General features: G+C 66.2%; 25 protein-coding genes. 16 read left to right on the forward strand and 9 right to left on the reverse strand.

Annotation, left to right across the window (positions count from 1 at the left end; genetic code table 11):
• Window positions 1–102 precede the first annotated feature (102 nt).
• The 3 genes from E5554_RS07135 to E5554_RS07145 are packed head-to-tail and all read left to right on the forward strand — an operon-like array spanning window position 103 to window position 3,223.
• Window positions 103–693, forward strand: a complete 591-nt coding sequence (locus tag E5554_RS07135; protein WP_004210178.1) for a DUF4136 domain-containing protein — start codon at window positions 103–105, stop codon at window positions 691–693.
• Window positions 690–1,820 (forward strand): M14-type cytosolic carboxypeptidase, encoded by a 1,131-nt coding sequence (locus E5554_RS07140; RefSeq protein WP_136186367.1) that lies wholly within the window; start codon window positions 690–692, stop codon window positions 1,818–1,820. The genes E5554_RS07135 and E5554_RS07140 overlap by 4 nt, the downstream gene beginning before the upstream one ends.
• Window positions 1,821–1,858: 38 nt before the next feature.
• On the forward strand, window positions 1,859–3,223 hold the full coding sequence (locus E5554_RS07145) for an amidase (protein WP_247594403.1): 1,365 nt from the start codon (window positions 1,859–1,861) through the stop codon (window positions 3,221–3,223).
• Here E5554_RS07145 and E5554_RS07150 read toward each other — a convergent pair.
• From E5554_RS07150 to E5554_RS07160, 3 genes are read right to left on the reverse strand one after another with little or no spacing between them, the layout of a single operon-like run.
• Window positions 3,220–3,939 (reverse strand): dienelactone hydrolase family protein, encoded by a 720-nt coding sequence (locus E5554_RS07150; RefSeq protein ID WP_136186369.1) that lies wholly within the window; start codon window positions 3,937–3,939, stop codon window positions 3,220–3,222. The two genes, E5554_RS07145 and E5554_RS07150, sit on opposite strands and share 4 nt — an antisense overlap.
• A gap of 30 nt (window positions 3,940–3,969) precedes the next feature.
• Window positions 3,970–4,968, reverse strand: a complete 999-nt coding sequence (locus E5554_RS07155) for a 50S ribosomal protein L11 methyltransferase (RefSeq protein ID WP_004210185.1) — start codon at window positions 4,966–4,968, stop codon at window positions 3,970–3,972.
• Between the two features lie 39 nt (window positions 4,969–5,007).
• A complete protein-coding gene (locus E5554_RS07160; RefSeq protein ID WP_017499331.1) occupies window positions 5,008–6,339 on the reverse strand; it encodes a methyl-accepting chemotaxis protein in 1,332 nt (443 codons plus the stop codon).
• A 172-nt stretch (window positions 6,340–6,511) separates the two neighbouring features.
• On the opposite strand from E5554_RS07160, the gene sdhC reads away from it, so the two are divergent.
• From sdhC to E5554_RS07180, 4 genes are all read left to right on the forward strand, one after another.
• Complete coding sequence (sdhC, locus tag E5554_RS07165) at window positions 6,512–6,907, forward strand: succinate dehydrogenase, cytochrome b556 subunit (protein WP_037490915.1); 396 nt, start codon at window positions 6,512–6,514, stop codon at window positions 6,905–6,907.
• Window positions 6,907–7,296 carry a succinate dehydrogenase, hydrophobic membrane anchor protein gene (gene sdhD, locus E5554_RS07170; protein ID WP_004210192.1) on the forward strand — a complete coding sequence of 130 codons (390 nt, stop codon included), beginning with the start codon at window positions 6,907–6,909 and terminating at the stop codon, window positions 7,294–7,296. Before sdhC ends, sdhD begins: the two co-directional genes overlap by 1 nt.
• The gene (gene sdhA / locus E5554_RS07175; RefSeq protein WP_004210194.1) at window positions 7,296–9,110 is read left to right on the forward strand and encodes a succinate dehydrogenase flavoprotein subunit; all 1,815 of its coding nucleotides are present in this window, start codon (window positions 7,296–7,298) and stop codon (window positions 9,108–9,110) included. Before sdhD ends, sdhA begins: the two co-directional genes overlap by 1 nt.
• Window positions 9,111–9,234: 124 nt before the next feature.
• A complete protein-coding gene (locus E5554_RS07180; protein ID WP_136186370.1) occupies window positions 9,235–9,861 on the forward strand; it encodes a hypothetical protein in 627 nt (208 codons plus the stop codon).
• A gap of 9 nt (window positions 9,862–9,870) precedes the next feature.
• Here E5554_RS07180 and E5554_RS07185 read toward each other — a convergent pair whose 3' ends face one another.
• Together E5554_RS07185 and E5554_RS07190 are read right to left on the reverse strand one after the other, a co-directional pair.
• Window positions 9,871–10,335 (reverse strand): vgr related protein, encoded by a 465-nt coding sequence (locus tag E5554_RS07185; RefSeq protein ID WP_136186371.1) that lies wholly within the window; start codon window positions 10,333–10,335, stop codon window positions 9,871–9,873.
• Window positions 10,332–10,817: a copper chaperone PCu(A)C gene (locus E5554_RS07190; RefSeq protein WP_136186372.1), complete on the reverse strand. Its 486-nt coding sequence runs from the start codon at window positions 10,815–10,817 to the stop codon at window positions 10,332–10,334. Before E5554_RS07190 ends, E5554_RS07185 begins: the two co-directional genes overlap by 4 nt.
• A 177-nt stretch (window positions 10,818–10,994) precedes the next feature.
• On the opposite strand from E5554_RS07190, the gene dnaK reads away from it, so the two are divergent.
• Both dnaK and dnaJ read left to right on the forward strand, forming a co-directional pair.
• A complete protein-coding gene (gene dnaK / locus E5554_RS07195) occupies window positions 10,995–12,893 on the forward strand; it encodes a molecular chaperone DnaK (protein WP_004210200.1) in 1,899 nt (632 codons plus the stop codon).
• A gap of 103 nt (window positions 12,894–12,996) precedes the next feature.
• Complete coding sequence (dnaJ, locus tag E5554_RS07200; protein WP_010339306.1) at window positions 12,997–14,133, forward strand: molecular chaperone DnaJ; 1,137 nt, start codon at window positions 12,997–12,999, stop codon at window positions 14,131–14,133.
• Window positions 14,134–14,151: 18 nt separating this feature from the next.
• Here dnaJ and E5554_RS07205 read toward each other — a convergent pair whose 3' ends face one another.
• Window positions 14,152–15,450, reverse strand: a complete 1,299-nt coding sequence (locus E5554_RS07205) for an amino acid permease (protein WP_136186373.1) — start codon at window positions 15,448–15,450, stop codon at window positions 14,152–14,154.
• A 149-nt stretch (window positions 15,451–15,599) separates the two neighbouring features.
• Between E5554_RS07205 and E5554_RS07210 the strand changes: the two genes are divergently transcribed.
• A complete protein-coding gene (locus E5554_RS07210) occupies window positions 15,600–16,457 on the forward strand; it encodes a DUF3617 family protein (RefSeq protein ID WP_247594404.1) in 858 nt (285 codons plus the stop codon).
• Window positions 16,458–16,463: 6 nt separating this feature from the next.
• Here the strand turns inward: E5554_RS07210 and E5554_RS07215 are convergent, their stop codons facing one another.
• Window positions 16,464–18,266, reverse strand: a complete 1,803-nt coding sequence (locus E5554_RS07215) for an acyl-CoA dehydrogenase C-terminal domain-containing protein (RefSeq protein WP_136186375.1) — start codon at window positions 18,264–18,266, stop codon at window positions 16,464–16,466.
• 57 nt (window positions 18,267–18,323) lie between these two features.
• Window positions 18,324–18,731, reverse strand: coding sequence for a MerR family DNA-binding transcriptional regulator (locus E5554_RS07220; protein WP_004210206.1), 408 nt, complete (start codon window positions 18,729–18,731; stop codon window positions 18,324–18,326).
• Window positions 18,732–18,849: 118 nt separating this feature from the next.
• On the opposite strand from E5554_RS07220, the gene E5554_RS07225 reads away from it, so the two are divergent.
• The 6 genes from E5554_RS07225 to E5554_RS07250 all read left to right on the forward strand — a co-directional run bounded on the left by E5554_RS07225 (window position 18,850) and on the right by E5554_RS07250 (window position 25,159).
• The gene (locus E5554_RS07225) at window positions 18,850–20,472 is read left to right on the forward strand and encodes an NAD(P)/FAD-dependent oxidoreductase (protein WP_136186376.1); all 1,623 of its coding nucleotides are present in this window, start codon (window positions 18,850–18,852) and stop codon (window positions 20,470–20,472) included.
• Window positions 20,469–21,041, forward strand: coding sequence for an NUDIX domain-containing protein (locus tag E5554_RS07230; protein ID WP_037515838.1), 573 nt, complete (start codon window positions 20,469–20,471; stop codon window positions 21,039–21,041). Before E5554_RS07225 ends, E5554_RS07230 begins: the two co-directional genes overlap by 4 nt.
• A gap of 91 nt (window positions 21,042–21,132) precedes the next feature.
• Window positions 21,133–22,164: a phosphoribosylglycinamide synthetase gene (locus E5554_RS07235; RefSeq protein WP_037515845.1), complete on the forward strand. Its 1,032-nt coding sequence runs from the start codon at window positions 21,133–21,135 to the stop codon at window positions 22,162–22,164.
• Window positions 22,164–22,970 carry an NTP transferase domain-containing protein gene (locus tag E5554_RS07240; RefSeq protein WP_136186377.1) on the forward strand — a complete coding sequence of 269 codons (807 nt, stop codon included), beginning with the start codon at window positions 22,164–22,166 and terminating at the stop codon, window positions 22,968–22,970. Before E5554_RS07235 ends, E5554_RS07240 begins: the two co-directional genes overlap by 1 nt.
• 3 nt (window positions 22,971–22,973) lie before the next feature.
• A complete protein-coding gene (locus E5554_RS07245) occupies window positions 22,974–24,065 on the forward strand; it encodes a sugar-transfer associated ATP-grasp domain-containing protein (protein WP_136186378.1) in 1,092 nt (363 codons plus the stop codon).
• The gene (locus E5554_RS07250; RefSeq protein WP_136186379.1) at window positions 24,062–25,159 is read left to right on the forward strand and encodes a glycosyltransferase; all 1,098 of its coding nucleotides are present in this window, start codon (window positions 24,062–24,064) and stop codon (window positions 25,157–25,159) included. Before E5554_RS07245 ends, E5554_RS07250 begins: the two co-directional genes overlap by 4 nt.
• Here the strand turns inward: E5554_RS07250 and E5554_RS07255 are convergent.
• Window positions 25,156–26,205: an AraC family transcriptional regulator gene (locus E5554_RS07255; RefSeq protein ID WP_136186380.1), complete on the reverse strand. Its 1,050-nt coding sequence runs from the start codon at window positions 26,203–26,205 to the stop codon at window positions 25,156–25,158. The two genes, E5554_RS07250 and E5554_RS07255, sit on opposite strands and share 4 nt — an antisense overlap.
• Window positions 26,206–26,280 lie beyond the last annotated feature (75 nt).

The following is a 26,280-nucleotide window of genomic DNA, read 5'->3' on the forward strand; positions in this document are numbered from 1 at the left end:
GCCACCGTTCATCCTGCATGCAGCCAAGTCATGGCTTCACCCGTTGGAAGGGAATGCTATGTCGGCGGCGTGTTGGACATAGTCCCGTTGGAGTGCAATCGCATGTTGAAACAGATCATCCTTTCCTCCTGCCTTGCCCTGTCGCTCGCCGCCTGCGCGACGGTGCCGTCGGTGGAGGTGACGCGATTCCACAATGGCAGCCCGGCACAGACCGGATCGATCGCGGTGCAGGAAATCCCCGGCAATCCGGACGTTGGCCTCGAATTCCGCACCTATGCCGGGGCGGTGAGCCAGGAGCTGCAGCGCGTCGGCTTCACCAATGCGGGCGATGCAGGCAGCGACTATGTCGCGCTGGTAGGCTTCCGCCGCAGCTTCCGCCCGACCGGCACCGCGCGCAATGACAAGCCGGTCAGCGTCGGCGTTGGCGGGGCGCTGGGCAGTGGCGGCTATTCCGGCCTCGGTCTGGGCGTCGGCATCAACCTGTCGGGCAAGCCCAAGGATATCGTCTCCACCGAATTGCAGATCCAGATTCGCCGTCGCAGCGATCAGGCCGCCATCTGGGAAGGCCGCGCCTCGACCGAATCGCGTGAAGGCACGCCCGAGTCGCAGCCGCGCGCCGTCGCGCAAAAGCTCGCTGCCGCCCTCCTCGGGGGCTATCCGGGCGAATCCGGGCGCACTATAACGGTCAAATGACCATCTCCATTTCGAGCGCCTTCGACAGCGGCAACATCCGCGTTCTTTCCATCACCGACAGTCCAGAAGGCGTCCGCGCCGAGCTGGAAATCGTCAAGGACAAGGACAGCGACTTCTATCAATGGTTCCATTTCCGTCTGGCGGGCGCCGCCGGACGGGAGGTGGAACTGGCGATCGTGAACTGCGCGGGCTCGGCCTATCCCGACGGCTGGCCGGGCTACAAGGCGCGGATGAGCGAGGATCGCGAGAATTGGCTTCAGGCCGATACCGACTATGCAGACGGCACGCTGACGATCCGCCTCTCGCCCGACAGCAATGCCGTCTGGCTCGCCTATTTCGCGCCCTATTCGATGGAGCGCCATCATGATCTGGTCGCCTGGGCCGCCTGCCAGCCGGGCGTCGAGCATCGCGAACTGGGCTTGACGCTGGACGGCCAGCCGCTCGACATGCTGAGCGTCGGCGAAGGCCCCAAGAATGTCTGGCTCTATGCCCGCCAGCATCCCGGCGAGAGCATGGCCGAATGGTGGATGGAAGGCGCGCTGGAGCGGCTGACCGACGACGAGGATGCGGTGGCGCGCTATCTGCGCCAGAAGGCGACCTTCCACATCGTCCCCAACATGAATCCGGACGGCAGCCGGCGCGGTCATCTGCGCACCAATGCGGCAGGCATCAATCTCAACCGCGAATGGCATGAGCCGTCGATGGACAAGAGCCCGGAAGTCTATCTGGTCCGCGCCGCGATGGACGAGACCGGCGTCGATTTCGCCATGGACGTGCATGGCGACGAGGCGATCCCGGCGGTGTTCCTGGCCGGCTTCGAGGGCATTCCCTCGATCACCGACCGGCAACTCTCGCTCTATCATCGCTATCGCGACACGCTGGCGGCCCGGACGCCCGATTTCCAGACGCGCCTCGGCTATCCGGTGGCGGGCGGCGGCAAGGCCAACCTCGCCATGTCGACCAACCAACTGGCCGAACGCTTCGGCGCGGTCGCGATGACGCTGGAAATGCCGTTCAAGGATAATGACGATCTGCCCGACGCCGATTTCGGTTGGTCGCCGGCCCGTTCGGCGCAGCTCGGCAAGGATTGCCTGGCGGTGCTGGCGGAGATGGTCGAGGATATCTGACCGGGCTGATCGGGGGGCAATAGATGGAGCATGGCGGCGTGACGCGACGGACGATCCTGCACGGCGCCGGTGGCGCCATGGTGCTCGGCACCGTCGGCGCGCCGGCCATCGCCAAATCCCGCCCGTCGCGCGAGCGTCTGGAAGCCGCGCTTGCGCGCATTGCCGACCCGGCGGGAGAGGGCAGACGCACCTACCTCACCCTCTATGTGGACAGCGCGCGGGCGGCGGCGGACGCGGCCGATGCCCGCGCCGGTTCGCCGCTCTCGCCGATCGACGGCGCGATCGTCAGCATCAAGGATCTGTTCGATGTCGCGGGCGAGCCGACCCGCGCCGGTTCGCTGATCCTGGCCGACGCGCCGCCCGCCACCGCCGATGCGCCGGTCGTTGCTCGGCTGAAGCAGGCCGGCGCGGTGATCGTCGGCAAGACCAACATGGTCGAATTCGCCTTTTCCGGCGTCGGCGCCAATCCCCATTATGGCACGCCGGGCAATCCGGCCGACCGGACCCGCGTGCCCGGCGGATCGACCAGCGGCGGCGGCGTCGCGGTGGCCGATCAGATGTGCGAGATCGCCATCGGCACCGATACCGGCGGCTCCTGCCGCATCCCCGCCGCGCTGTGCGGTGTGGTCGGCTACAAGCCGACCAAGGCGCGGGTGCCGACCGATGGCGCCTTTCCGCTCTCGCCCACGCTCGATTCGATCGGACCGATCGCGACCGGCGTCGACGCCTGTTTCCGCACCGATGCGATACTGGCGGGAGAAGCAGCACGGCCGCTCGATATCGCGCCGCTCAAGGGGCTGCGCGCCGGCATTCCGCAGGGCTTGCCGCTGGCCGATCTGGACGCGACCGTCGCGGCGCGTTTCGCCGATGCGCTCGCGCGCTTGGGCCAGGCGGGCATGACGCTCAGCGACGAAGTCTTCCCGCAATTCGACGCGATGCAGGCGCTCCAGTCGCCGGTGCCGATCGCCTCGGTCGAGGCCTATGCCATCCATCGCGATCGAATCGCGACCCGCGCGCAGGATTTCGATCCGATCGTGCTGGCACGGATGCAGGCGGGCCATGACGTGACGCCCGAACGCCACCGGCAGATGCTGGTGGAGCGCGCCGCGCTGGTGCGATCGATGGACGCGCGCCTGACCGGACTGGACATATTGGTGCTGCCGACCACGCCGATCGTCGCCCCGACCAAGGCCGAGGTGGCGAATGCCGACGCCTTCGTCGCCCGCAACCGGCTGCTGCTGCGCAACACTGGTCTCGGCAACAGCTTCGACCTGTGCGCCATTTCCCTGCCGCTGCCGCGCGAGGGCGGCCTGCCGGTCGGCCTGATGCTGATGGCGCGGGCCGGGCAGGACCAGCGCCTGTTCGCGATCGCGGCAGCGGTGGAAAAGCTGCTGGCGGTTTAGCCGAACAGTTCCTCCAGGAAATTCACCATCGCGCGGAAGCTGCGCCGGTCGGCGTCGGCGCTATAGGCCAGCCCCTTTTCGGGCATATGGACGCTTTCGTCGGTGAAGGCGTGGCCGGTATGGCCATAGGCATGAATCTGCCAGTCGCAGCACGCCTCGGTCAGTTCCTTCGCCAGGCCGACGGTCGCCTCGGGCGGCGCGATCGGGTCTTCCCAGCCATGGCAGACCAGCAGCTTCGCGGTGATCGTGGCGTTGGGGAAGGGCGGTGCCTCATAGACCCCGTGAAAGCTGACGCCGCCGGCAATGTCGGCGCCCGCGCGGGCCAGGTCGAGCACGCATTTGCCGCCGAAGCAGAAGCCGATCGCGGCCGTGCGCGCGGCGTCGACCGCCGGCATATCCTTGAGCAGCGCGTGGGCGCCCAGCATCCGGTCGCGCAGCAGCGCGCGGTCGGCATTGAGTTCGTTCATGTAGCGCCCGGCATCGGGATCCTCGCGGGTGGTGCGCTTGCCCTGGCCAAAGACGTCGGCGACCAGCACCGCATAGCCCAGCGCCGCGACCTTCTCCGCATAGAGGAAGTCGGCTTCCTTGGTGCCCAGGACATTGGGAACCAGCAGGATGCCCGGCACCGGGCCGGCGGCGGCATCGTCGACCACGGCGACGCTTTCAAACGCGCCGCCCGGACCGTCATGGATGATCGTCTGACGGGTGAGGACCATGAAAGCGTCTCCTGTGGATAAGTCGAAAAGTCAGATGCTGCCGAAGCCGGGGGCTTCGCCACGTGCGGCGGCATTGATGCGGCGGGGCCGCTTCCAGCCGATCTGCGGGCGCTTGCGCAGGCGCAAAGTCGGCCAATGGCCGCGATCGCTGCGTTCGGCGAGGCGCATGCCCTGCGCGCGATAGGCGGCGATCACCGCATCGGCCTGTTCGTTGAGCAGGCCGGCGAGCACGATCGTGCCGCCATCCTCCACCAAAGCGCAGAGCGATGGCGCCAGTTCGATCAGCGGCCCGGCCAGGATATTGGCGATCAGCAAATCATAGGGCGCGCGGCCGACCAGCGCGGGATGGTCCACGCCGGCGGCGGTGCAGAGCGCCAACTGGCCGGCACCCCCGCCCAGGGCAATGCCGTTCGCCACGGCATTTTCCCGGCTGATGTCGACCGCCACCGGATCAATGTCGGAAGCAATCGCATGGGCGCGCGGCCATAATGTCATCGCGGCAAAGGCGAGCAGGCCGGTGCCGGTGCCGATATCGGCGACATTGCGGAAGCGCATGCCGACGCTGCGCATCCGGTCGATCATCGCCAGGCAGCCGGCGGTGGTCTCATGCTGGCCGGTGCCAAAGGCGCGACTCGCCTCGATCAGGAAATTGACATGGCCGGGCTGTTCGGGATCGCTGGCGACATTGCGCACATGGAATCGGCCGGCGGTGACGGGTTCCAGCCCCTGCTGGCTCATCGTTACCCAATCCTCGTCGGGCAGCGCCTCGACCTGCGGCTTGATGCCCGATGCGCTGGGCACCAGGGTCTTGAGCAGCTTGATCGCCGCCGGGCTCGGCTTGCCCTCGAAATAGGCGTCGAGCTGCCACTTATTCTCGTCGTCCGGCTCCGCCTCGCTGGTCATCAGCACCGGCGGATGCTCCATCAGGGCGAAGGCGGCGATGTCCCCGTCCAGCGCCTCCGCTTCGGCGCGGGTGCAGGGCAGGGTGACTTTCCAGCTCTGGGCGGCTGGCGCAGCGACATCATTCATGCCGCCGCCTTTAGACCAGCGGCAGCGGCAGGAAAAGGGTCAGGCGACCTGGCGGCCGAAGTCGCTGGAGGCATGCCGCAGGCTGGACAGCTTTCCCTCGACGCTCATGAAGCCACGTTCCAGCTGGTCGATTTCCGATGCGACCACTTCGGTGTCCTGGCGGATCGCCGAAATGGTGGTCGACATCGAGTCGGCGGCAAGCGCGGTCTCGTCGACGGCGGCGGTGATCATCGTCACGGTCTGGGCCTGGGCGTCCATGGCGTGGCGAATGCGCTGGGCACTGGCCTGCACTTCGCCGACGGTGTCGCGGATGCGCTCGTTGGTTTCCACCGACTGGCGGGTCGATGCCTGGATGGCGGCGATCTTGCCGGCAATTTCGTCGGTGGCGCGGGCGGTCTGGTTGGCCAGGCTCTTCACTTCCTGCGCCACCACGGCAAAGCCGCGACCGGCGTCACCGGCACGGGCGGCCTCGATCGTGGCGTTGAGCGCCAGCAGGTTGGTCTGGCCGGCAATGTCGCGGATCAGGCCCAGGATCGATTCGATCGACTTGGCATGGTCCGACAGGGTGGCCGACATGGAAACGGCGTCGCCCGATTGCGACGCGGCGCGCTGTGCCACTTCGGCGGCGCTTTCCACTTCGGTGCGCGCGTCCTCGATCGCGCGGATCAGGCCGGCCGAGGTGCGGGCGGCCTCGCGCATCGCAAGGGCGGATTGTTCGGCGGCGGCGGCGACTTCCGACGCCTTGCCCAGCATGCCGCGGGTCGCGGCGGAGGCATCCTTGGCCTGTTCGCGCAGCGATTCGCCCAGCTGCGACGCGCCGTCGATCTCGCCCATGATGCGCTGTTCGAACAGGACGCCGAACTGCTGGCGCGCATTGCGCTGGCTTTCGGCATCGTCGATCGCGATCACATTGGCCATCAGCCCGGCATCGACCATGCCGACCTGCGCCATGATGTCGACCAGCCGGCGCCGGGTGGCGTCGTCGGCTGCGCGTTCCCAGATGATATCGGTCAGTTTCTCGTTGGCCGCGGCGACGGGCAGCAGCACGCCGCGCACCGAAATGCCGTGCTTGCGGGCGTGGCGGACGCAGGCGGTGGAGGACAGCGCCCAGTCGCCGGCGCTGTAATGGCGCAGCTTCTGGCGGACATATTCATGCGCGGCGGTCTCGATCTTCGCCAGCGTCGTGGGCTGCAACCGGTTTCGCAGGCCCGAACTGTCCATGTAGGTAGAGAAGAAGGTGCGCGCCGCGACAACCGCATCGTCGGCAACCAGCTGCTCGATTTCGGCCATGCCACGGGCCAGATCACCGCGGGGGTCCACTTCGGCCAGCATCTGGGCGATGGCGTTCCTGGGCGTGGTGGCGGAAGTCATGGATTGCAGAACCCCAAATAGGTGTCAGGACGAACCAGGCGGTGATAGCGCCATTTGGTTAATCACTTCTTATTTGGGCGCGCGCATCGACATGGTCCGCGCGGCTTGCCCTTCGGCGTCTTCGCTCCTAAGGGGAGCGGACTCAAAGGACATAGCAGGGACCTGGGTAGACATGGCGCGAACCACAAGCCGGCCGCTCTCGCCGCATTTGACGATCTGGAAATGGGGGCCGGCAATGGCCGTCTCCATCATTCACCGCGTGACGGGCAATGGCCTGGCCACCGCTGGTGCTCTTGGCCTCATCTGGTGGCTGATGGCCGCCGCGACCGGCCCGGAAGCCTATGCCACCTTCGTCACCTGCGCGACCTCGCCGATCGGCTATCTGGTCATGGCGGGCCTGTCCTGGTTCTTCTTCCAGCACCTCTTCTCGGGTCTGCGTCACTTCGTGCTCGACATGGGTGCGGGCTATGATCTCAAGACCAGCAAGACCTGGTCGATCCTGACCTTCGTGCTGTCCACCATCGCCACCGCCGCCTTCTGGGCCGCGATCTGCCTGGGGAAATTCTGATGGGTACCGGAACCGGAATCGGCCGCGTCCGCGGTCTTGGCTCGGCCAAGCATGGCGCGCACCACTGGCTGGCACAGCGCTACACCGCCATCGGCAATCTGCTGCTGGTGCTGTGGCTGCTCTTCAGCCTGATCGCGCTGCCCGGCCTCGATTATGAGAGCGTGGTCAACTGGATCCACAATCCGCTGGTCGCCGTGCCGCTGATGCTGATGGTCGTCAGCATCTTCATGCATCTGCGTCTGGGCATGCAGGTCATGCTGGAGGACTATGTCCACGACAAGGGCCTGGCCTTCTTCTCGATGCTGCTGCTGAACTTCTATGCCTATGCCGGCGCTGCCGCGGGCGTCTTCGCGATCGCCAAGATCGCCTTCATCGGGGTCGTCAAGTAATGAGCGAAGCCTACAAGATCATCGACCATACCTACGACACCGTCGTCGTGGGTGCCGGCGGCTCGGGCCTGCGCGCCACCATGGGCAGCGCCGAAGCGGGTCTCAAGACCGCCTGCATCACCAAGCTGTTCCCGACCCGCAGCCACACCGTGGCGGCGCAGGGCGGCATCGCCGCTTCGCTCGGCAACAACAGCCCCGACCACTGGACCTGGCACATGTACGACACCGTCAAGGGGTCGGACTGGCTGGGTGACCAGGACGCGATCGAATATATGGTGCGTGAAGCACCGGCGGCCGTGATCGAGCTGGAACATGCCGGCGTGCCGTTCAGCCGTAACCAGGACGGCACCATCTATCAGCGTCCGTTCGGCGGCCACATGCAGAATATGGGCGCCGGCCCGCCGGTGCAGCGCACCTGCGCCGCCGCCGACCGTACCGGCCACGCCATGCTGCACGCGCTCTATCAGCAGAGCCTGAAGTATGACGCCGACTTCTACATCGAATATTTCGCCATCGACCTGATCATGGAAGATGGCCCGAACGGCAAGGAATGCCGCGGCGTCATCGCCATCTGCATGGAAGATGGCAGCATCCACCGCTTCCGCAGCCATGCCGTCGTGCTGGCGACCGGTGGCTATGGCCGCGCCTATTTCTCGGCCACCTCGGCCCATAGCTGCACCGGCGACGGCGGCGGCATGGTGCTGCGCGCCGGCCTGCCGCTGCAGGATCTGGAGTTCGTCCAGTTCCATCCGACCGGCATCTACGGCGCGGGCGTGCTGATCACCGAAGGCGCGCGCGGCGAAGGCGGCTACCTCACCAATTCCGAAGGCGAGCGTTTCATGGAACGCTATGCCCCGTCGGCGAAGGATCTGGCGTCGCGTGACGTCGTGTCGCGCTCGATGGCGATGGAAATGCGCGAGGGCCGTGGCGTCGGCGAGCACAAGGATCATATCTTCCTGCACCTCGACCATATCGACCCCAAGGTTCTGGCCGAGCGCCTGCCGGGCATCACCGAAAGCGGCAAGATCTTTGCCGGTGTCGACCTGACCCGCCAGCCGCTGCCCGTGACCCCGACGGTCCATTATAATATGGGCGGCATCCCCTGTAACTATCATGGCCAGGTGGTGACGAAGGTCGGCGACGATCCGGAAGTCGTGGTGCCGGGCCTGTTCGCGGTCGGCGAAGCGGCCTGCGTGTCGGTCCATGGCGCGAACCGCCTCGGCTCCAACTCGCTGATCGACCTTGTCGTGTTCGGCCGCGCAACCGGCCTGTTCCTCAAGGACAATCTCAAGCCCAACACCCCGCACAAGCCGCTGCCGGCCAATGCGGCCGATCTGGCGCTGTCGCGCCTCGATCACTATCGCAACGCCAACGGCACCACCTCGACGGCGGACATCCGCATGGACATGCAGCGCACCATGCAGAAGCATGCCGCCGTGTTCCGCGACAGCGAATTGCTTGCCGACGGCGTCGTCAAGATGCAGGCGGTCAACAAGCGCCTGCAGGACGTCAAGATCGCCGACCGTTCGCTGATCTGGAACACCGACCTGATCGAGACGCTGGAACTGGACAATCTCATGAGCCAGGCCATCTGCACGATGGAAGGCGCCGAGGCCCGCAAGGAATCGCGCGGCGCCCATGCGCATGAGGATTTCCCGAACCGCGACGACGAAAACTGGATGAAGCACACCATCAGCTGGTTTGAAGGCTGGGGTGGGTCGAGCGGCAAGGTGACGCTCGATTATCGTCCGGTCCACGACTACACGATGACCGACGAGGCCGAGTATATCAAGCCGAAGGCGCGCGTATATTAAGCCTCTGGCATCATGCCGGAAATGTGAAGAGGGCGGACCATTTGGTCCGCCCTTTTTCTTTGCCCATTGCGCGCGCGCGATCAGGCTCTAGCTTGGGTGGCGATCGATCAAGGAGGTGCCGGCGATGCGGAAACCTGTTGGACGTCAGGGGATGATCCTGCTGCCCTTGCTGCTGACGGCAGCGGCTCCCCCTAAAGATGTGGACGCGGTGCTGGCGCTGACGCGGACAACGAAAGCGACATATGCGGTCTGCACCTGGAATGTGGTGACGCCCAGCGAGGAAGTGCAGCTCAAGGAATGGGCGGCCGAATATCATCAGGGCGACCGTCACCGGGTCGAAACCCCGCGCGACCGGATCGTCGCCAATTGCGCGACCGGGGAGGCGCAGCATCTCGACGTGCGCACTGGTGAAGTGTCAACTTCGCCGTCACTCGCGGCCGCCGCTTGTGGCGTCGATGCCAACCGCAAGCTGGTCGCCAAGCAGTTCCTTGGACGGGAAACCGGCGGTCGCTATGGCCCCGTATCCCGCATCGCGGTGGCCGATGATGGCAATCTGCGCACCTATGATGTGCTCGACGACGGCGCGATCATCGCGGCGACGATCCATGACGCCAATGATGACGCGACGGAGCGGCTGACCAGCGCGGTCCTCACCTACAGCCACAGCCTGCCCGAAGCCGATATCTTCTCCACCGCCTCGCTCAGCCGCAGTGTCGTCCCCGACGGCTGCCGCAGCGGCCATGGGGGATGAGGGAAGCGATCAGGTCATGGCAAAAGGCAACAGCGCCTCATAAACCGCGATCCCCGGCTTGCCTTCCACCCGGCCACCCTGGCGCAGGATGAAGGCATGGCGAACGATTTCGGCCTGCTGCTCGATGCCATATCGGGCGAACGGCTTGCCCGGCTCGATCGCATAGTCATAGCGGCAGAAGGGGTGTCGCATCAGCGGCAGCCAATATTTGCCTGATCGCTGCGCCTGCCAGACATGAGTCATCTCATGGATGAACAGGCCCTGCAGGCTGAGCGGGCTGGCGCAGAAATCGTCGCAGAAGAGGCCGCCTTCGGGATGAAACCACAGGTCGCCATCGGGCGCCATGGTCACCGCGCGCGGCTGGAAAGGCCACCATTTGCGGTTGTGGACGCGCACCCGGTCATAGGCGATCGCGTCACCGAACATCGTCCGGGCGAGCGCGGCCTCCTCAAGTGTCAGCGGACGGCTGGTCAATGCGCCTTATGCTCGTCCGTCGCATTGCCCGCAGCAGGGGTCGCCGGTGCGCTGCCGTCGGGCTTGCGGATCACCGCGTCGACCAGCAACCGGTCGCCGTTCGACATCAGGAAGGTCAGTTGCATCTTGCCCCGGCTGATCGCAGTATCGTTGACGCCCCAGATCATCAAATGCTTGCCGCCCGGTGCGAAGGCCACCGTGCCCTTGGCCGGCACATCGACGCTTTCGATCGGCTGCATCGACATCATGCCGTCCTTGCCGACGCTCTCATGCATCTCGACCTTGAGCGCATAGTCGGTCATCACTCCGCGCAACTGCACCCCGGCGTCGCCGCCATGCGCCACGAAATAGCCGGCCGACGGCGTATCCTTGTTGGGTGACAGCCGGACCCAGGCCTGGTCGACATAGCTGGGCGCAGGGTCGCCACAGCCGGCAAGGGCCAGCGGCGCGGCAAGGGCAATAAGGGCAAGGGGCGCACGCATGGATCAGGGCTCCGTGACTGTCTCGTTTCCGGTCAATGCCTGACTAATCGCGCCTGATCCTTGTGCCAAGCGAAAGCGCGCCTATATCCCTTGCGCAAACCGGCCTTGCCTTGGCGCTTACGTGAGGTATGGGGCCGTCAACCGCTGAATTTATTTTGGGGTTCAAAGAGGACACAAATGGCAAAAGTTATCGGTATCGACCTTGGCACGACCAACAGCTGTATCGCTGTGATGGACGGCGGCAAGCCCAAGGTGATCGAGAATGCGGAAGGTGCGCGCACCACGCCGTCGATCGTCGCCTTCGCCAAGGATGGCGAGCGCCTGATCGGCCAGCCGGCCAAGCGCCAGGCTGTCACCAATCCGGACAACACGATTTTCGCGGTGAAGCGCCTGATCGGCCGCCGCTTCGACGATCCCATGACCAAGAAGGACATGGAACTCGTCCCCTATGACATCGCGAAGGGCCCGAATGGCGACGCCTGGGTCAAGGCCGGTGGCGAGGAATATAGCCCGTCGCAGATCAGCGCCTTCATCCTGCAGAAGATGAAGGAAACCGCCGAGAGCTATCTGGGCGAAACCGTAACGCAGGCGGTCATCACCGTTCCCGCCTACTTCAACGACGCCCAGCGCCAGGCGACCAAGGACGCCGGCCAGATCGCGGGCCTCGAAGTGCTGCGCATCATCAACGAGCCGACAGCGGCCGCGCTCGCCTATGGCCTCGACAAGCAGGACGGCAAGACCATCGCCGTCTATGACCTTGGCGGCGGCACCTTCGACATCTCGATCCTGGAAATCGGCGATGGCGTGTTCGAAGTGAAGTCGACCAACGGCGACACCTTTCTGGGCGGCGAGGATTTCGACGCCAAGCTGGTCGAATATCTGGCTGCCGACTTCAAGAAGGCCGAAAGTATCGACCTCACCAAGGACAAGCTGGCCCTCCAGCGTCTGAAGGAAGCCGCTGAAAAGGCGAAGATCGAGCTGTCCTCGGCCCAGTCGACCGAAGTCAACCTGCCCTTCATCACCGCGGACCAGAATGGTCCCAAGCATCTGGTGAAGACGATCACCCGCGCCGATCTGGAGCGCCTGGTCGCCGACCTCATCAAGCGCACGATGGAACCCTGCAAGAAGGCTCTGGCCGACGCCGGGGTGACCGCCAGCGAAATCAGCGAAGTCGTTCTGGTCGGCGGCATGACCCGCATGCCCAAGGTTCGCGAAGCCGTGAAGGAATTCTTCGGCAAGGAACCGCACACCGGCGTGAACCCGGACGAAGTCGTCGCCATGGGCGCCGCCATTCAGGCCGGCGTGCTGCAGGGCGACGTCAAGGACGTGCTGCTGCTCGACGTGACCCCGCTGTCGCTGGGCATCGAGACGCTGGGTGGCGTGTTCACCCGCATGATCGACCGCAACACCACCATCCCTGCCAAGAAGTCGCAGGTCTATTCGACCGCCGACGACAATCAGCAGGCGGTGACCATCCGCGTGTTCCAGGGCGAGCGTGAAATGGCGGCGGACAACAAGCTGCTCGGCCAGTTCGATCTGGTCGGCATTCCGCCGGCGCCGCGCGGCGTGCCGCAGATCGAAGTCACCTTCGACATCGACGCCAACGGCCTGGTCAACGTGTCGGCCAAGGACAAGGGCACCGGCAAGGAACAGCAGATCCGCATCCAGGCCTCGGGCGGCCTCAGCGACTCCGACATCGACCAGATGGTCAAGGATGCCGAGCGCTTCGCCGAAGAGGACAAGAAGCGTCGCGAGGCGGCCGAAGCCAAGAACAACGCCGAAAGCCTGGTCCACACGACCGAGGCGCAGCTGGCCGAACATGGCGACAAGGTCGACGCGTCGCTGAAGGGCGAGATCGAAGCCGCGATTGCCGAAACCAAGTCGGCGATCGAAGGCGGCGACGCCGAAGCCATGAAGGCCAAGGCGCAGGAACTCGCGACCGTCGCGATGAAGCTGGGCCAGGCGATCTACGAAAAGGAGCAGGCTGCTGCAGCCTCGCCGGAGGCCGAAGCGCCGAAGGCCGATGACGGCGTCGTCGACGCCGAATTCTCCGAAGTGGACGACAACAAGGCGTAAGCCCCATGAAACGCTCCTCGACTTCGCTTCGGGCGGACAGGCTGGTTTCTGACCAGTGCATCCGTTCGGAGCGAGGCCGGGGACCGTGCGCGCCGAGGGCGAGATGACGACCGAAATCGACTATTACGAACTGCTCGAAGTAGAACGCACAGCCGACGGGGCCGCGATCAAGAGCGCCTATCGCAAGCTGGCGATGAAATATCACCCGGACAAGACCGGGGGCTGCACCGACAGCGAGGCCAAGTTCAAGGCCGTTTCCGAAGCCTATGACTGCCTGAAGGATCCGCAGAAGCGGGCGGCCTATGACCGGTTCGGTCATGCCGCGTTCAAGCAGCAGCAACAGGGCGGCGGTGGCGGATTCCACGGCGGTGCCGGTGGTTTCTCCGACCTTGGCGATATTTTCGAGACGATCTTTGGCCAGGCCGGCTTTGGCGGCGGTGGTGGCGGACGCCAGCAGCAGCGCCGTGGCGCGGACCTGCGCTATGATCTCGAAATCACGCTGGACGAAGCCTATCACGGCAAGAAGACCGAGATCCAGATCGAGGTGTCGGCCGCCTGCGACAGCTGCGAAGGTTCGGGCGCCCAGCCGGGCACCGGGGTCAAGACCTGCGGCACCTGCCATGGCCATGGCCAGGTGCGGGCACAGCAGGGCTTCTTCGTGGTCGAGCGGACTTGCCCCAGCTGTCATGGCGCGGGCCAGGTGATCGAAAGCCCCTGCAAATCCTGTCGCGGCGAAGGCCGGGTCGATCGGCCCAAGACGCTGTCGGTCAATATCCCGGCGGGCGTCGACGAAGGTACCCGCATTCGCCTGTCGGGCGAGGGCGAGGCCGGTGCGCGTGGCGCGCCGGCGGGCGATCTCTACATCTTCCTGCATGTGAAGCGGCACAGCATCTTCGAACGGGATGGCACCACGCTATTCTGTCGCGTGCCGGTCAGCATCACGACGGCGGCGCTGGGCGGGATGATCGAAGTGCCGGGCCTCGATGGCCAGCGGCATGAGATCAAGATCCCGAGCGGCATCCAGTCAGGCAAGCAGATCAAGCAGCGCGGCGCCGGCATGCCGGTGCTGAACGGCCGCGGTCAGGGCGACCTGGTCGTCCAGGTCGATGTCGAGACGCCGACCAAGCTGACGGCCAAGCAGCGCGAACTGCTCGAAGCCTTCCGCGAGACCGAGACCGGCGAGGAATGCCCGCAATCGAGCGGCTTCTTCGGCAAGCTCAAGGAATTGTGGGGGGATTGATCCTCCCCACTGGGCTGGTCAGGGCGTGGCGCTGGTGCGCCGCGCCCACCAGTAGAAGGGCAGGCCGCCGGCCATCAGCAGGAAGCTGGCGCCGCTGGGAATGAGGCCGGCGCCCCATAAAGTCCAGCAGGCATAGGCGAGGCCAATCGCTGCTGCGGGCACTGCAATCCGCAAGCGCAGCGCCGCCAGCGCACAGCCCACATAGAGCCAGAGCGTCGCCGATGTCGCGAGCAGCGCCATGGCGGTGAACAAGGCTACCAGCCCCTGCAGGCTGTTGGCGACCAGCAGCAGGCTGGCAAGGATGCTCGACAATATCAGTCCGCGCACCGGCGTGCCGCGCGCATCCGTGCCCGCCAGCCAGGCCGGTAGTTCGCCGGCGCGCGCCATCGCCAGCGGCACTTCGCCTTGCAGCAAGGTCCAGCCATTGAGCGCGCCAAGGCAGCTGATGACGACGAAGGTCGCGATCAGGCTGGCGGGGCCGGCCGACCAATAATGGGTGACATAGGCGCCGAAGGGCGATCCGGTCTGGCTTTCGGCGCCGGGCAAAGTGAGGGCGATGCCGGAACAGACGAAGAGATAGAGCAGCCCCGTGACCGCCGTGCCGATCATCGTCGCGCGCGGGACGGTGCGGGCGGGATCCTTGACCTTGTCGGCCGCAACCGAGGCGGATTCGAAACCGAGCAGGGCCCACAGCGTCAGTGCCGCCGCTGCCGTGATGCCGCTGCCGGTAAAGCCCTGGGCCGGGAAGGGCACGATTTCCGCCGTGCCGCGCCCGATCGTCAGCGCCAGCAGCACCAGCACGACCAGGATGGGCACGACCTTGATGATCGTCGTCACCAGTTGGGCCGTACCTGCGGCATGGGCGCCGCGCAGGTTGATCGCGGTGGTCAGCCAGATGAAGCCGATCGAACAGAGCGCGCCCATGCCCGGCCGGTTCAGCGCCGGCAACAGGCTGGACAGGTTGGCGGTGGCCGCGACCGCGATCGTCACATTGGTGATGATGATCGACAGCCAGTAGATCCAGCCGATCGCGAAGCCGGCCAGCGGGCCATAGGCGCGCGCGCTCATCTGCGCGGCATTGGCATCGGGCATGGCGACGGTCAGCCGGGCGATGACGAAGGCCAGGATCAAAGAGCCGGCGATGGTGAAGACCCAGGCGGCGACCGCATCCCAGCCGAAGGGCGCGAGTGCAGCGGGCAGCAGGAACACGCCCGATCCGATCATATTGCCCATGACCAGCGCGATGCAGGCGGCCAGCCCCAGCGTCCGCACCGGGCGGTGGGGGATCACATCCTGTGCCGGCGGCGGGCTGTCCATCACCCCTGTCTATCGGTGAAAAGGGGGCAGGGCCAGAGTGGATCGTTGCGCCTTCGTTCGGACTTGCATGGCGGCGCGCTTCGGGTGATCCTTGACCGAGGATAGGACAGGAGAGGCGGGGCATGCGACCGATCGCGACAGGCGCGTTGATGCTTCTGTCCGCGTCGCTCGTCGCAGCCGATGCGGACGATCCGATCGTCGTGACTGCCGCCACGCTGCGCAAGGTCGGTATCGACTATGATGTGCGCGGCCGCGATCTTGTCCGCTGCACGATCACGCGCAGCAGCGGCGAGGATCGGGTCGATCAGGCGATGTGCGAGTTCGTGCGCCAGTGCGTCGCCGATGGCCATGGCCGGCGGCGCGAGGCGCAGGCCTGCGTCAGCGACCGGATCGCGGCGCTGGTCGATGCGGATATGGAGGCGGAGGATGTGGTCCTTGTTCGTCCCGCGGCGCTGGAACAGGCGCGGCAACCGGTCGCTTCGGTCGCGCCACCCGGTCCGCAGATCAGTCTGCCGCCGGTCGAGCGGGATGCGGACATCCTCGTGACCGGATCGCGCTACCGGATCAGGCCGGGTTTGTGGGAGATCGAGAAGGGGCGGATGTTCAGCCAGATGGTAGGGTGGAAGGTGATCGGTGCCCGCCCGCAGAGCAGCCCGGCGCCGGCGCCGCCGGGCTATCGCTATCAGCTATGCCTCAGCCGCAGTGATGCGGAGACATTGCGGCAATTTGTCGACGATCATTTCGAGCGCGAGGGACACCAGGGCTGCATGATGGCGCGCATGGAGGTGGAGGAGGGGCGGCTGAGTGTCACCCGCTCCTGTCCTTCACGTTATGGCACGATCGATATGCGATTGAGCGCGCAGTTGACGGCAGAGCGGATTGAAGGGGTGATGCTCGCCAACACCGACACCGGTCGTTTTCAAACCGAGGGCCGCTATCTGCTCAATGGTCGCCGCATCGGCGAATGCCCGCCCTCCCGGCCCGAAGGCGCGGCAGGGCGGGATTAAGCCTGTTTAGGCCGCCAGGAACATGTCCGGGTCGAGCGCCATCAGCGTGTCGGCGCCGCCCTCGATCTTGCGACGGAGCGAACCGGCGTCGGGCATGATGCGTTCGGCGAAGAAGCGGGCGGTGACCAGCTTGGCTTCCAGGAAGCCGGCATCGCCCTCGCCCGCGTCGAGCAGGCCGGTGGCGGCCTTTGCCATGCGCAGCCACATCAGGCCGGTGGCGACGATGCCCAGGATGTGCATGTAATGATGCGCGCCGGCCCCGGCATTGTCGGGGTTCTTCATCGCGTTCTGCATCAGCCACATGGTCGCCGCTTCGAGCTGGCCCTTGGCCTTTTCGAGCGCATCGGCAAAGCTCGCCAGCTTCTCGTTGGTCTTGGCCTCGGCGATTTCGGTGGCCAGGATCTTGAGGAAGGCCTGGAGCGCGCGGCCGCCATTCATCGGCAGCTTGCGGCCGACCAGATCCATCGCCTGCACGCCATTGGTGCCTTCGTAGATCTGGGCGATGCGGGCGTCGCGAACATACTGCTCGACGCCATTTTCCCAGATATAGCCATGGCCGCCGAACACCTGCTGGCTCGACACCGCAACGTCGAAGCCCTTGTCGGTGCCATAGCCCTTGATCACCGGGGTCAGCAGCTGGAGCAGATCGTCGGCTGCCTGGCGCTCTTCCTCGGTCGCGGCGCTGTGCGACAGGTCATGCTGCAAGGCGCCCCACAGGATCAGCGCGCGCAGGCCTTCGGTCAGCGCCTTGCCTTCCATCAGCATGCGGCGGACATCGGGGTGGACGAACAGCGTATCGGCCTTTTCTTCCGGTTCCTTGGGGCCGGTGAGCGCACGGCCCTGGCGGCGGTCCTTGGCATAATGGACGGCGTTCTGGAACGCGATCTCGCCCTGGCCAAGCCCCTGTAGGCCGACGCCCAGGCGCGCGGCGTTCATCATGATGAACATAGCGGCCAAGCCCTTATTCTCCTCGCCGACCAGCCAGCCCTTGGCGCCGTCATAGTTCATGACGCAGGTGGCGTTGCCGTGGATGCCCATCTTATGTTCGAGCGAACCGCAGGACACGGCATTGCGGTCGCCCAGCGAGCCGTCTTCGTTGACGATGAACTTGGGCACGACGAACAGCGAAATGCCCTTGCTGCTGTCGGGCGCACCCGGCGTCTTGGCGAGGACGAGGTGGATGATATTCTCCGCCAGGTCATGTTCGCCGGCCGAGATGAAGATCTTGGTGCCGCTGATCGCGAAGCTGCCATCGCCGTTCGGCACGGCCTTGGTCTTGATGAGGCCGAGGTCAGTGCCTGAATGCGGCTCGGTCAGGTTCATCGTGCCGGTCCAGACGCCCGACACCATGTTGGGCAGATAGGTGGCCTTCTGCTCGTCGCTGCCCTTGGCGATCAGCGCGGCGATCGCGCCGGCGGTCAGGCCATGATACATTTCGAACGCCTGGTTGGCCGACAGCACATATTCGGTGACGGCGGTGGCGACGACATTGGGCAGGCCCTGGCCGCCAAATTCGGTCGGCGCGTGCAGCGTGGTCCAGCCGCCCTCGACAAACTGGTCATAGGCCGCCTTGAAGCCGGTCGGCGTGGTGACGCGGCCGTCGGCATGACGGGTACAGCCTTCCTTGTCGCCCACGGCGTTGATCGGGAACAGCACTTCCGACGCGATCTTGCCGCCTTCGGTCAGGATCGCCTCGACCAGGTCGGGGGTCGCATTCTCGAAACCGGGCAGATTGGCGTAGCGCTCCAGCCCGACGACATGGTCGAGCACGAAACGGGTGTCGCGGACAGGGGCGTTATAGCTGGGCATGAATCTTCTCCAGGCGTTTTTGTTCTGCTGCGGGGGAGCCGACGATGCGGCTCCGGCTTATTTCTCGATCGTTCCGATGAAGCTCGCCAGTTCGGCGATGGCGGCATCGATATCGTCCTTCTGGCGGGTCAGAAGGTCGATGCGCGCGCGGCACTTGTCGATCGTCACGCGGCGCTGTTCCTCATGCCCCTCGTCGGCGTCATAGAGGTCGATCATCTCGCGAATATCGTTGAGGCTGAAGCCCACGCGCTTGCCGCGCAGGATCCAGGCAAGGCGGGCACGGTCGCGGCGCGAATAGACGCGGGCCAGGCCCTGGCGCTCCGGTGCGATCAGTCCTTCATCCTCATAGAAGCGCAGGGCACGGGCGGTGACGCCGAACTCCTCGCTGAGGTCGGTGATGCTGTAGCTCTGCTGGTCACGGTCATCGGGAAGCTCGATGCCGGCAATGCTGGTGCGCGTGTTCATGAGCAAAGACTATGACGGCTTTACGTTTACGTCAAGGTTAGAAGATGCGCAGGACGATCGGCCGTGCCACGGCCTCGGGGAATAGCATTTCGGGCGATTTGCGACTATGGGCGGCGCCATGATCCGTCTTTCCGGTTTGAAATTGCCCCTCGACCATCCGGCCGAGGCGATGCCCGTCGCCATCTGCGAACGCCTGGGGCTGGAGCCGCAGCAATTGCTTGGCCACAGCGTCGTGCGGCGCGGTAATGATGCACGTCGTCGCAGCGCGATCCAGCTGGTCTATACGCTCGATATTGAGGTGGCCGACGAGGCCGCGGTGCTGGAGCGCTTTGCCAAGGACCATGACGTCCGGCCGACGCCCGACACCAGCTACAAGTTCGTCGCCCATGTCCCCGACGGCTGGCAGGGCAAGCGCCCGGTGGTGATCGGCGCCGGGCCGTGCGGCCTGTTCGCCGGCCTGATCCTGGCGCAGATGGGGTTCAAGCCGATCATCCTGGATCGCGGCAAGGTGGTGCGCGAGCGGACCAAGGACACCTGGGGCCTGTGGCGCCGGGCCGAACTCAACCCCGATTCCAATGTCCAGTTCGGCGAGGGGGGCGCCGGTACCTTCTCCGACGGCAAGCTCTATTGCCGGGTGAAGGATCCCCGCTTCCTGGGCCGCAAGGTGCTGGAGGAGTTCGTCGCCGCCGGCGCACCCGACGATATCTTGTGGGAAGCGCACCCCCATATCGGCACTTTCCGCCTGGTCTCGATGGTCGAAGCCATGCGCAAGCAGATCGAGTCGCTCGGCGGCGAATATCGCTGGCAGCACCGCGTCGACGATCTGGTGCTGGAACGGCAGGGCGACGGCACGCAGAAATTGCGCGGGCTGATCCTGCACGACGGCAGCGTGATCGAGGCCGACCATGTCGTGATGGCAGTGGGCCACAGCGCTCGCCCGACCTTCGAGATGCTGCACGGCAAGGGCGTGCATATCGAACCCAAGCCCTTCTCGATCGGCGTGCGGATCGAGCATCCGCAAAGCTGGGTCGACAAGGCGCGCTATGGCAATTGCGCCGGCCATCCCGATCTGGGCGCGGCCGCCTATAGCCTCGCCCATCACTGCGCCAATGGGCGGACCGTCTACAGCTTCTGCATGTGTCCGGGTGGTCGGGTGGTCGCTGCCACTTCGGAGGAAGGGCGCGTCGTCACCAACGGCATGAGCCAGTATAGCCGGGCCGAGTTCAACGCCAATTCGGGGCTGGTCGTCGGCATCGATCCGGCGCGCGATTTCCCTGAGGGGCCATTGGCGGGGATCGAACTGCAGCGCCATTGGGAAAGCCTGGCCTATGTCGCGGGTGGTTCTTCCTACTGGGCGCCGGGGCAGACGGTCGGCGACTTCCTCGCGCGTCGACCTTCGACCCAGCTGGGGTCGGTCGTGCCCTCCTACGAGCCGGGGGTCACGCCGACCGATCTGTCGCTTTGCCTGCCCGACTATGTGATCGAGGCGTTTCATGAGGCGCTGCCCGCCTTTGGTCGCCAGATCGCCCGCTATGACGATCCCGACGCGGTGATGACCGGCGTGGAGACCCGCACTTCCTCGCCGATCCGCATCACGCGCGGCAAGGATTTTCAGAGCCTCAACGTTGCCGGCCTCTACCCGGCGGGCGAGGGCGCGGGCTATGCCGGGGGTATCCTCTCGGCGGCGATCGACGGCATCAAGGTGGCCGAGGCGGTGGCGGTTCAAATGGTGGCGGCGTGACCGAAATCCTGTCGAGCCGCGCCCTGTATGAAGGCTGGCTCAACCTGCGGCTGGTGCGGCTGCGGATGGACGACGGCGTGGAATGCGACCGCCATGTGGTGGAGATGCGCCGTGCCGTTGCGGTGCTGCCTTATGATCCGGAACGGCGAGTTGCGCTGGTCGTCTCGATGCCGCGTACGCCGGTGATGCTCGCGGGCCTGCCCGACATGCTGGAGGCGATCGCCGGCATATTGGAGGATGAACCGGCCGATTGCGCCCGGCGCGAAGCGCTGGAGGAAGCGGGCGTGGCGCTCGACATATTGGAGCCGGTCGGCCAGATCTGGAGCATTCCCAGCGTCGTCACCGAGAAGATCGATTATTTCCTGGCACCCTATTACGCGGCGGACCGTGTCGCCGATGGCGGTGGCCTGGTCGAGGAGCAGGAGAATATCCTGGTCCATGAACTGCCGCTCGCCGACCTGTGGCGCCGGTTCGAGGCGCAGCAATTGCAGGATGGCAAGCTGGTGATCCTGCTGCTGACGCTGCGCGCGCGCCACCCGGCCCTGTTCGAGCCATTGTCCGAAAACTGAAGCCATTTCGTAACGACCCTGTCGCCGGATCGACCAACCGGCGTCATCGCACCGTCAATCCAGCGTAACGGGCGCGCGTTATTGCGGCGCCATGCTGAACCCGATCGACCGTTGCATGCGCATCTCCCCGGCCGACAAGGCCCGGCTGCGCCTCCTGTTCCTGGCCAAACATGCCTGCAAGGGCGGCGGCGCCGACAGCGTGGATGGCAATCATGCCGTCTATCATCATGAGATGCGATCGACGCTGGAGGCGATCGGCCTCCATGTCGCGGTTGCCGACAGTTATGATGCGCTGTTCGACAAGCCCGATGTCGACTTCGTCGTCACCCTGCTCAATCGCGGCGGATTTCAGAATAGCGAGATGCTGGCGCCGCTCCTGCTGTCCTGGCGCGGCGTGCCCTTCCTGGGGGCAAGCCCGATCGTCCGTGGCGTGTCCGACGACAAATATCTCTCCAAGCTGATCGCCCGCGCCCATGGCGTGCCGACCATGCCAGCGCGCATCCTGCGCCGCGGCGCGATGCCGGCCGGCCCGGAATTTCAGGCGGAACGGCTGGTGGTGAAGCCCAACGCGTCCTCGGCCTCCTGGGGCCTCGCAATGGTCGACAGCTGGGCGGAGGCCCATGCCCATGCCGATCATCTCCATGGCCTGGGCCATGACGTGCTGGTCGAGGCTTGGGCGCCCTTGCTCGACGTGGCCGTGCCGGTCGTCGGCGGCAGCGGTGGCCAGCCCTGGATTCTCCCGCCGATGATGTATGTGCCGGCCGATCCGCATCGCGAGCGCAGCTATGAGGAAAAGCGCGGCCTGATCGATGCGGGCGATGATCCGCTGATCCTGGTCGAGGATCGCGACCTGCGCGCGCGGCTGGAGGATATGACTCGCCGCCTGCTGCCCGAACTCTGGCCGTTCGACTATGGCCGATTCGAGTATCGCTACGATCCGGCGTCGGGCGAGCTGCTGTTCATGGAAGTGAACCTGTCCTGCAATCTCTGGTCGAAAAAGACGATCTCGCGCTCTGCCGCGTCGATCGGCGTCGATCATCAGAGCCTGGTCGAAACCATCGTCGCGCACAGCCTGGCCCGCCATGGCCTGCTGACCGAAATGCCGGTGCTGGAGGCCGCCTGATGCCCGGCACGGCAACGGCGCTGGTGCTTGCCGGCAAGCGCGACGGCGCAACCGATCCGCTCGCGCAGGCGGCGGGCGTCACCCATAAATGCCTGGTCCCGGTGGTCGGCCAACCGATGCTGGTCCATGTGATCGAGGCGCTGGCGGCCAGCCCGCGCCTCGGCGAAATCCGGGTCGCGATCGAGGATGTGGCGGTGCTCGATGCCCTGCCGCAACTGCGCGGCCTGCGGAACACCGGGCGGCTGGTGGCTATTCCTGCCCGGCCCAATCTAGTCGATTCCGTGCTAGCGGCGGCCGATGGCGCGCGCTTCCCGTTGCTTATCACCACCGCCGACAATGTGCTGCTGACGCCCGATGCGCTGGCCGAAATGCTGGACGGTTGCGCCGCGCAGGGCGCGAACGCCGCCGTCGCCTTCACCCGCCGCGCGTCGGTGCTGGCGGCGCATCCGCAGGGGCAGCGCAAATTCTATCGCTTCGCCGACGACGAATTTTCCAACTGCAACACCTATTGGCTGAAGGATGCAAAGGCGCTGGCGGCGGCCGAGACCTTCCGCTCGGGCGGGCAGTTCGTGAAGCACCCGATGCGCATCATCAGCGCCTTCGGCCTTATCAACCTCATCCGTTTCCGCTTCGGCATCGGTACGCTGGGTCAGGCCTTTGCGCGCTTTTCCCGCCGCTTCCGCATGGTGATCGCGCCGGTGATCCTGAGCGACGGCGCGGTCGCGATCGACATCGACAATGCGCGCAGCCATGGCGTGGCAAGCGAATTGCTGGAGCGGCGGCTGGCGCGGGTCGAGGCGGCCTGACCCTTGTTCACGCTGCGTGCGCTGCCCCCGGCCGACGGCAATGTCCTGCTGGCGGCCTATCATGACGGGTTGCGTCGCCACTGGCCGCTGGGCCGGCGAACGGTTGCGCGGCTGATCGCGGCGAGCGGGCGCAGTGGCTGGGCCGCATCGGAACGGCGCCTGCTGTGCGAGACGGTGCGGGCGCAGGGGCTCAGCATGCGCGATCGCAAGGGGCTGCATCGGCTGCTCAATCCCGGCGCTTTCCCGGCCGAGGCCAATCCGCTCAAGAACAAGCAGCTTTTCGCCCGCCATGCCGTGGCGGCGGGATTGCCGCTGCCCGACAGCTTTGTGCTGGAGGCAAGCGATATCGCCAGCTGGCTGCATGGCCAGAGCGTCATCATCGCCAAGCCCAGCTACTGCTCCAAGGGGCAGGGCGTGGTGCGCTTCGAAAAGAAGGGCGGACGCTGGGAAGGGGCCGAAGGGCCGATCGCCGACGACGCGCTGCGCGCGCGCCTGCTGGCGCTGTGGGCGGCCGGCGGGGTGATTCAGCGCTGCCTGGCCACCCATGAAGCGCTGGCGGACATGTCGCCGGGCGCGCTGCCGACCTTGCGGGTCGTCACCTGCCTGGACGAGGTCGGCACGCCCGAGGCCTGCGCGCTGGCGCTGCGCCTGTCTGCCGGCGGCGGACGCCCTGTGGATAATTTCAACGCCGGCAATCTGGTGCTGTCGATCGATGCCGACGGACGCTGTGGGCCGGTGTGGCAGGCGGGACCGGACGGCGCGCCGATCCGCTGCGACCGGCATCCGCTGACTGGTGCGCCCATCAGCGGCCGGCCGGTGCCCGATCTGGATGCCGCCGTGGCGCTGGCGCTGCGGGCGCATCTCGCCTTCCGATCGGGCTTTACCGTGATCGGCTGGGACATTGGCCTGACGCCGGACGGCCCGGTGCTGGTGGAGGGCAACTGGAACCCCGGCACCGACATCATGCAATTGGTGAGCGGTCGGGGGCTGGCCGACAGCCGGCTGGGCGCGCTCTATTGCCATCATCTGCGCCATCTGCCTTCGCAGCGCTGGCAGGCGGCGGGCGCGATCGAGCGCGACCCGCGCCGGGCGTGATCATCCTCTATGTCCACGCGCTGGCCGCGACCGGCGTGGTGCGCAATGTCCGCATCCTCGCCGCCGAACTGGCGGCGCGCGGTCTGACGGTCGAACTGGTGACGGCGCTGCCGGGTGGCGAGGGCGTGACCGGCGTGCCGCATCATGCGCTGCTCGCCGGGCCAAACCCGTCGCGCCCGCGCGAGAAGGTGCAGGCGATCGCGGCGTTGCGGCGGCATCTGCGATCGCGGGGGCAAGCGACACTGATTTCGGCGGGCAATCATGGCCATGGCACCGCCTGGGCGGCGAGCCAGGGGCTGCGCGACGTGCGGCGCATCTATCGCATCAGCAACGACATCATGCGCAATGCGGCCGGCGCACCATCAGGTGGGCTCGGACGCATCGGCCGCACCGCGATGGCGCGGCTGTTGGCGCGCGATGCCGATCATCTGGTGCTGGTGTCGCCAACCCTGGCGGATACGCCTGCCTTTGCCGGCGCGGCGCGGGCGGGCAAGGTGGCGGTGATCCCCAATGGCATCGACGCCGATGCCGCCCGCTTCCTGGCGGACGGGCCAGTGCCGCATCGCTGGATGGGGCGCTCGCCGCCGGTGATCCTGGCGATCGGCCGGCTGGCGCCGCAGAAGAATTTCGCCACCTTGCTTGCCGCCTTCGCGATCCTGCGGCGGCAAAGGCCGGCACGGCTCATCATCCTGGGCGAAAGTCGCGACCGCGCCTGCGACAGCCTGCGGGCGCAGGCGAAGGCGCTCGGTATAGCTGATGATCTCGACCTGCCCGGCACGGTCGACAATGTCTTTCCCTGGCTGGCCCATGCCGATGCCTTTGTCCTGCCCAGCTGGTGGGAGGGATCGCCCAACGTCTTGCTGGAGGCGATGGCCGTGGATGTGCCGATCGTCGCGTCGCGCAGCGCCGGCAACGCCGTCGACCTGCTCGATGATGGACGGTGCGGACTGCTGGTCGATCCGGCCGATGCGGCGGCGATGGCCGATGCGCTGGGGCGTCAGCTCGATCTCGCCACCGCGATCCGCCCCGGCGACCGGATCGACCATTTCGGCCTGGACGCGCTGTCCGATGCCTGGGTGCGGCTGCTGCGCTAGCCTTGTCGGAATTGCCGCGGCGTCTGCCCGGTCCAGCGCTTGAAGGCGCGGCCGAAACTGGTTTGTTCGGCATAGCCCAGCCGCTCCGCCACCTCGTCGATCGGCATCGGCGTCTGGCGCAGATAGATGCGGGCGAGTTGCTCGCGCTGTTCCTCAACCAGATCGCTGAAATGCAGGCCATGGGCGGCAAGCCGGCTTTGCAGCGTTCGCACCGACAGGCCCATCCGGTCGGCGCAGCGCTCGATCGCGCAGGTGCCCGCCGGCAGCGCGCCGCGCACATAGGATCGCGCCCGTTCCGCCATGTCGGCATGGTTGAACAGGCGCAGCCGGCCCAGATAGCCGCCGACCAGCCGATAGGTCAGCCGATTGGCCGTCGCGATCGGCAGGTCGAGCAAGGTGGCGGAAAAGCCGATCGCGCTGCCCGGCGCGCGCGGGCGGACGGCCGTGCCCAGCAACGCCTCTATCTCGATCAGTTCGCGTGGGCTGGGGTCGGCGGAAAATTGCACCCAGGCGGCACGGAAGCGCTGGCCGCTGACGGTCCGCAACAGCAGCAGGATCAGCATCATCGCCTGATAATTGGCCTGGTCGTTGAAGCCGAGATCGGCGCCGACCACCCAGCGCAGTTCGGCCATGCCGCCATCGTCCACCAGTTCCAGCTGCGCCTCGGGCGAATGGGCGACCGGCAGATAGCGGATCAGGCTGGCGATCGCGGCGCGCAGGTCCGGCGCGGCGCGGCAGACGGCGGTGACGCTGCCAAAAATGTCGGCATCCTGGGTGGCGGCAAGGTGCAGGCCGAACAGCGGATCGTCGAACAACAGGCTGCAATATTCGAACATCGCCGCCACCTGCTGGCAGGCGATATGACTGTCGGGATCGGCCAGCACCATCGGGTCGAGGCCATGCTGGGCCAGAATGCGGCGCGGCGCCCCACCGCGTGCGCGGACATAATCGGAAAAGCCGCGCAGATTGGCCGCGCGCATCTGGCCGGCGGCCGGCACCGCCTCCAGCGGGCCTTCCAGCCCGAAGAAAAAATCCTGCTCCTCCATCGCGCGCCTGTCTGCCTGCTTGTCGCGTCGCTGCGTATCATATCGATAAAGCTGCGCCTAATGCCAATACGCCAT

The organism is Sphingobium sp. PAMC28499 (genome assembly GCF_004795815.1).
Lineage (GTDB): Bacteria > Pseudomonadota > Alphaproteobacteria > Sphingomonadales > Sphingomonadaceae > Sphingobium > Sphingobium yanoikuyae.

Coding starts and splice junctions, on each gene's coding strand:
- E5554_RS07135 (WP_004210178.1), top strand. CDS start 103: ATGTTGAAACAGATCATCCTTTCCTCCTGCCTTGCCCTGTCGCTCGCC.
- E5554_RS07140 (WP_136186367.1), top strand. CDS start 690: ATGACCATCTCCATTTCGAGCGCCTTCGACAGCGGCAACATCCGCGTT.
- E5554_RS07150 (WP_136186369.1), bottom strand. CDS start 3,939: ATGGTCCTCACCCGTCAGACGATCATCCATGACGGTCCGGGCGGCGCG.
- E5554_RS07155 (WP_004210185.1), bottom strand. CDS start 4,968: ATGAATGATGTCGCTGCGCCAGCCGCCCAGAGCTGGAAAGTCACCCTG.
- E5554_RS07160 (WP_017499331.1), bottom strand. CDS start 6,339: ATGACTTCCGCCACCACGCCCAGGAACGCCATCGCCCAGATGCTGGCC.
- sdhC (WP_037490915.1), top strand. CDS start 6,512: ATGGCGCGAACCACAAGCCGGCCGCTCTCGCCGCATTTGACGATCTGG.
- sdhD (WP_004210192.1), top strand. CDS start 6,907: ATGGGTACCGGAACCGGAATCGGCCGCGTCCGCGGTCTTGGCTCGGCC.
- sdhA (WP_004210194.1), top strand. CDS start 7,296: ATGAGCGAAGCCTACAAGATCATCGACCATACCTACGACACCGTCGTC.
- E5554_RS07180 (WP_136186370.1), top strand. CDS start 9,235: ATGCGGAAACCTGTTGGACGTCAGGGGATGATCCTGCTGCCCTTGCTG.
- E5554_RS07190 (WP_136186372.1), bottom strand. CDS start 10,817: ATGCGTGCGCCCCTTGCCCTTATTGCCCTTGCCGCGCCGCTGGCCCTT.
- dnaK (WP_004210200.1), top strand. CDS start 10,995: ATGGCAAAAGTTATCGGTATCGACCTTGGCACGACCAACAGCTGTATC.
- dnaJ (WP_010339306.1), top strand. CDS start 12,997: ATGACGACCGAAATCGACTATTACGAACTGCTCGAAGTAGAACGCACA.
- E5554_RS07205 (WP_136186373.1), bottom strand. CDS start 15,450: ATGGACAGCCCGCCGCCGGCACAGGATGTGATCCCCCACCGCCCGGTG.
- E5554_RS07210 (WP_247594404.1), top strand. CDS start 15,600: ATGCTTCTGTCCGCGTCGCTCGTCGCAGCCGATGCGGACGATCCGATC.
- E5554_RS07215 (WP_136186375.1), bottom strand. CDS start 18,266: ATGCCCAGCTATAACGCCCCTGTCCGCGACACCCGTTTCGTGCTCGAC.
- E5554_RS07220 (WP_004210206.1), bottom strand. CDS start 18,731: ATGAACACGCGCACCAGCATTGCCGGCATCGAGCTTCCCGATGACCGT.
- E5554_RS07225 (WP_136186376.1), top strand. CDS start 18,850: ATGATCCGTCTTTCCGGTTTGAAATTGCCCCTCGACCATCCGGCCGAG.
- E5554_RS07235 (WP_037515845.1), top strand. CDS start 21,133: ATGCTGAACCCGATCGACCGTTGCATGCGCATCTCCCCGGCCGACAAG.
- E5554_RS07240 (WP_136186377.1), top strand. CDS start 22,164: ATGCCCGGCACGGCAACGGCGCTGGTGCTTGCCGGCAAGCGCGACGGC.
- E5554_RS07255 (WP_136186380.1), bottom strand. CDS start 26,205: ATGGAGGAGCAGGATTTTTTCTTCGGGCTGGAAGGCCCGCTGGAGGCG.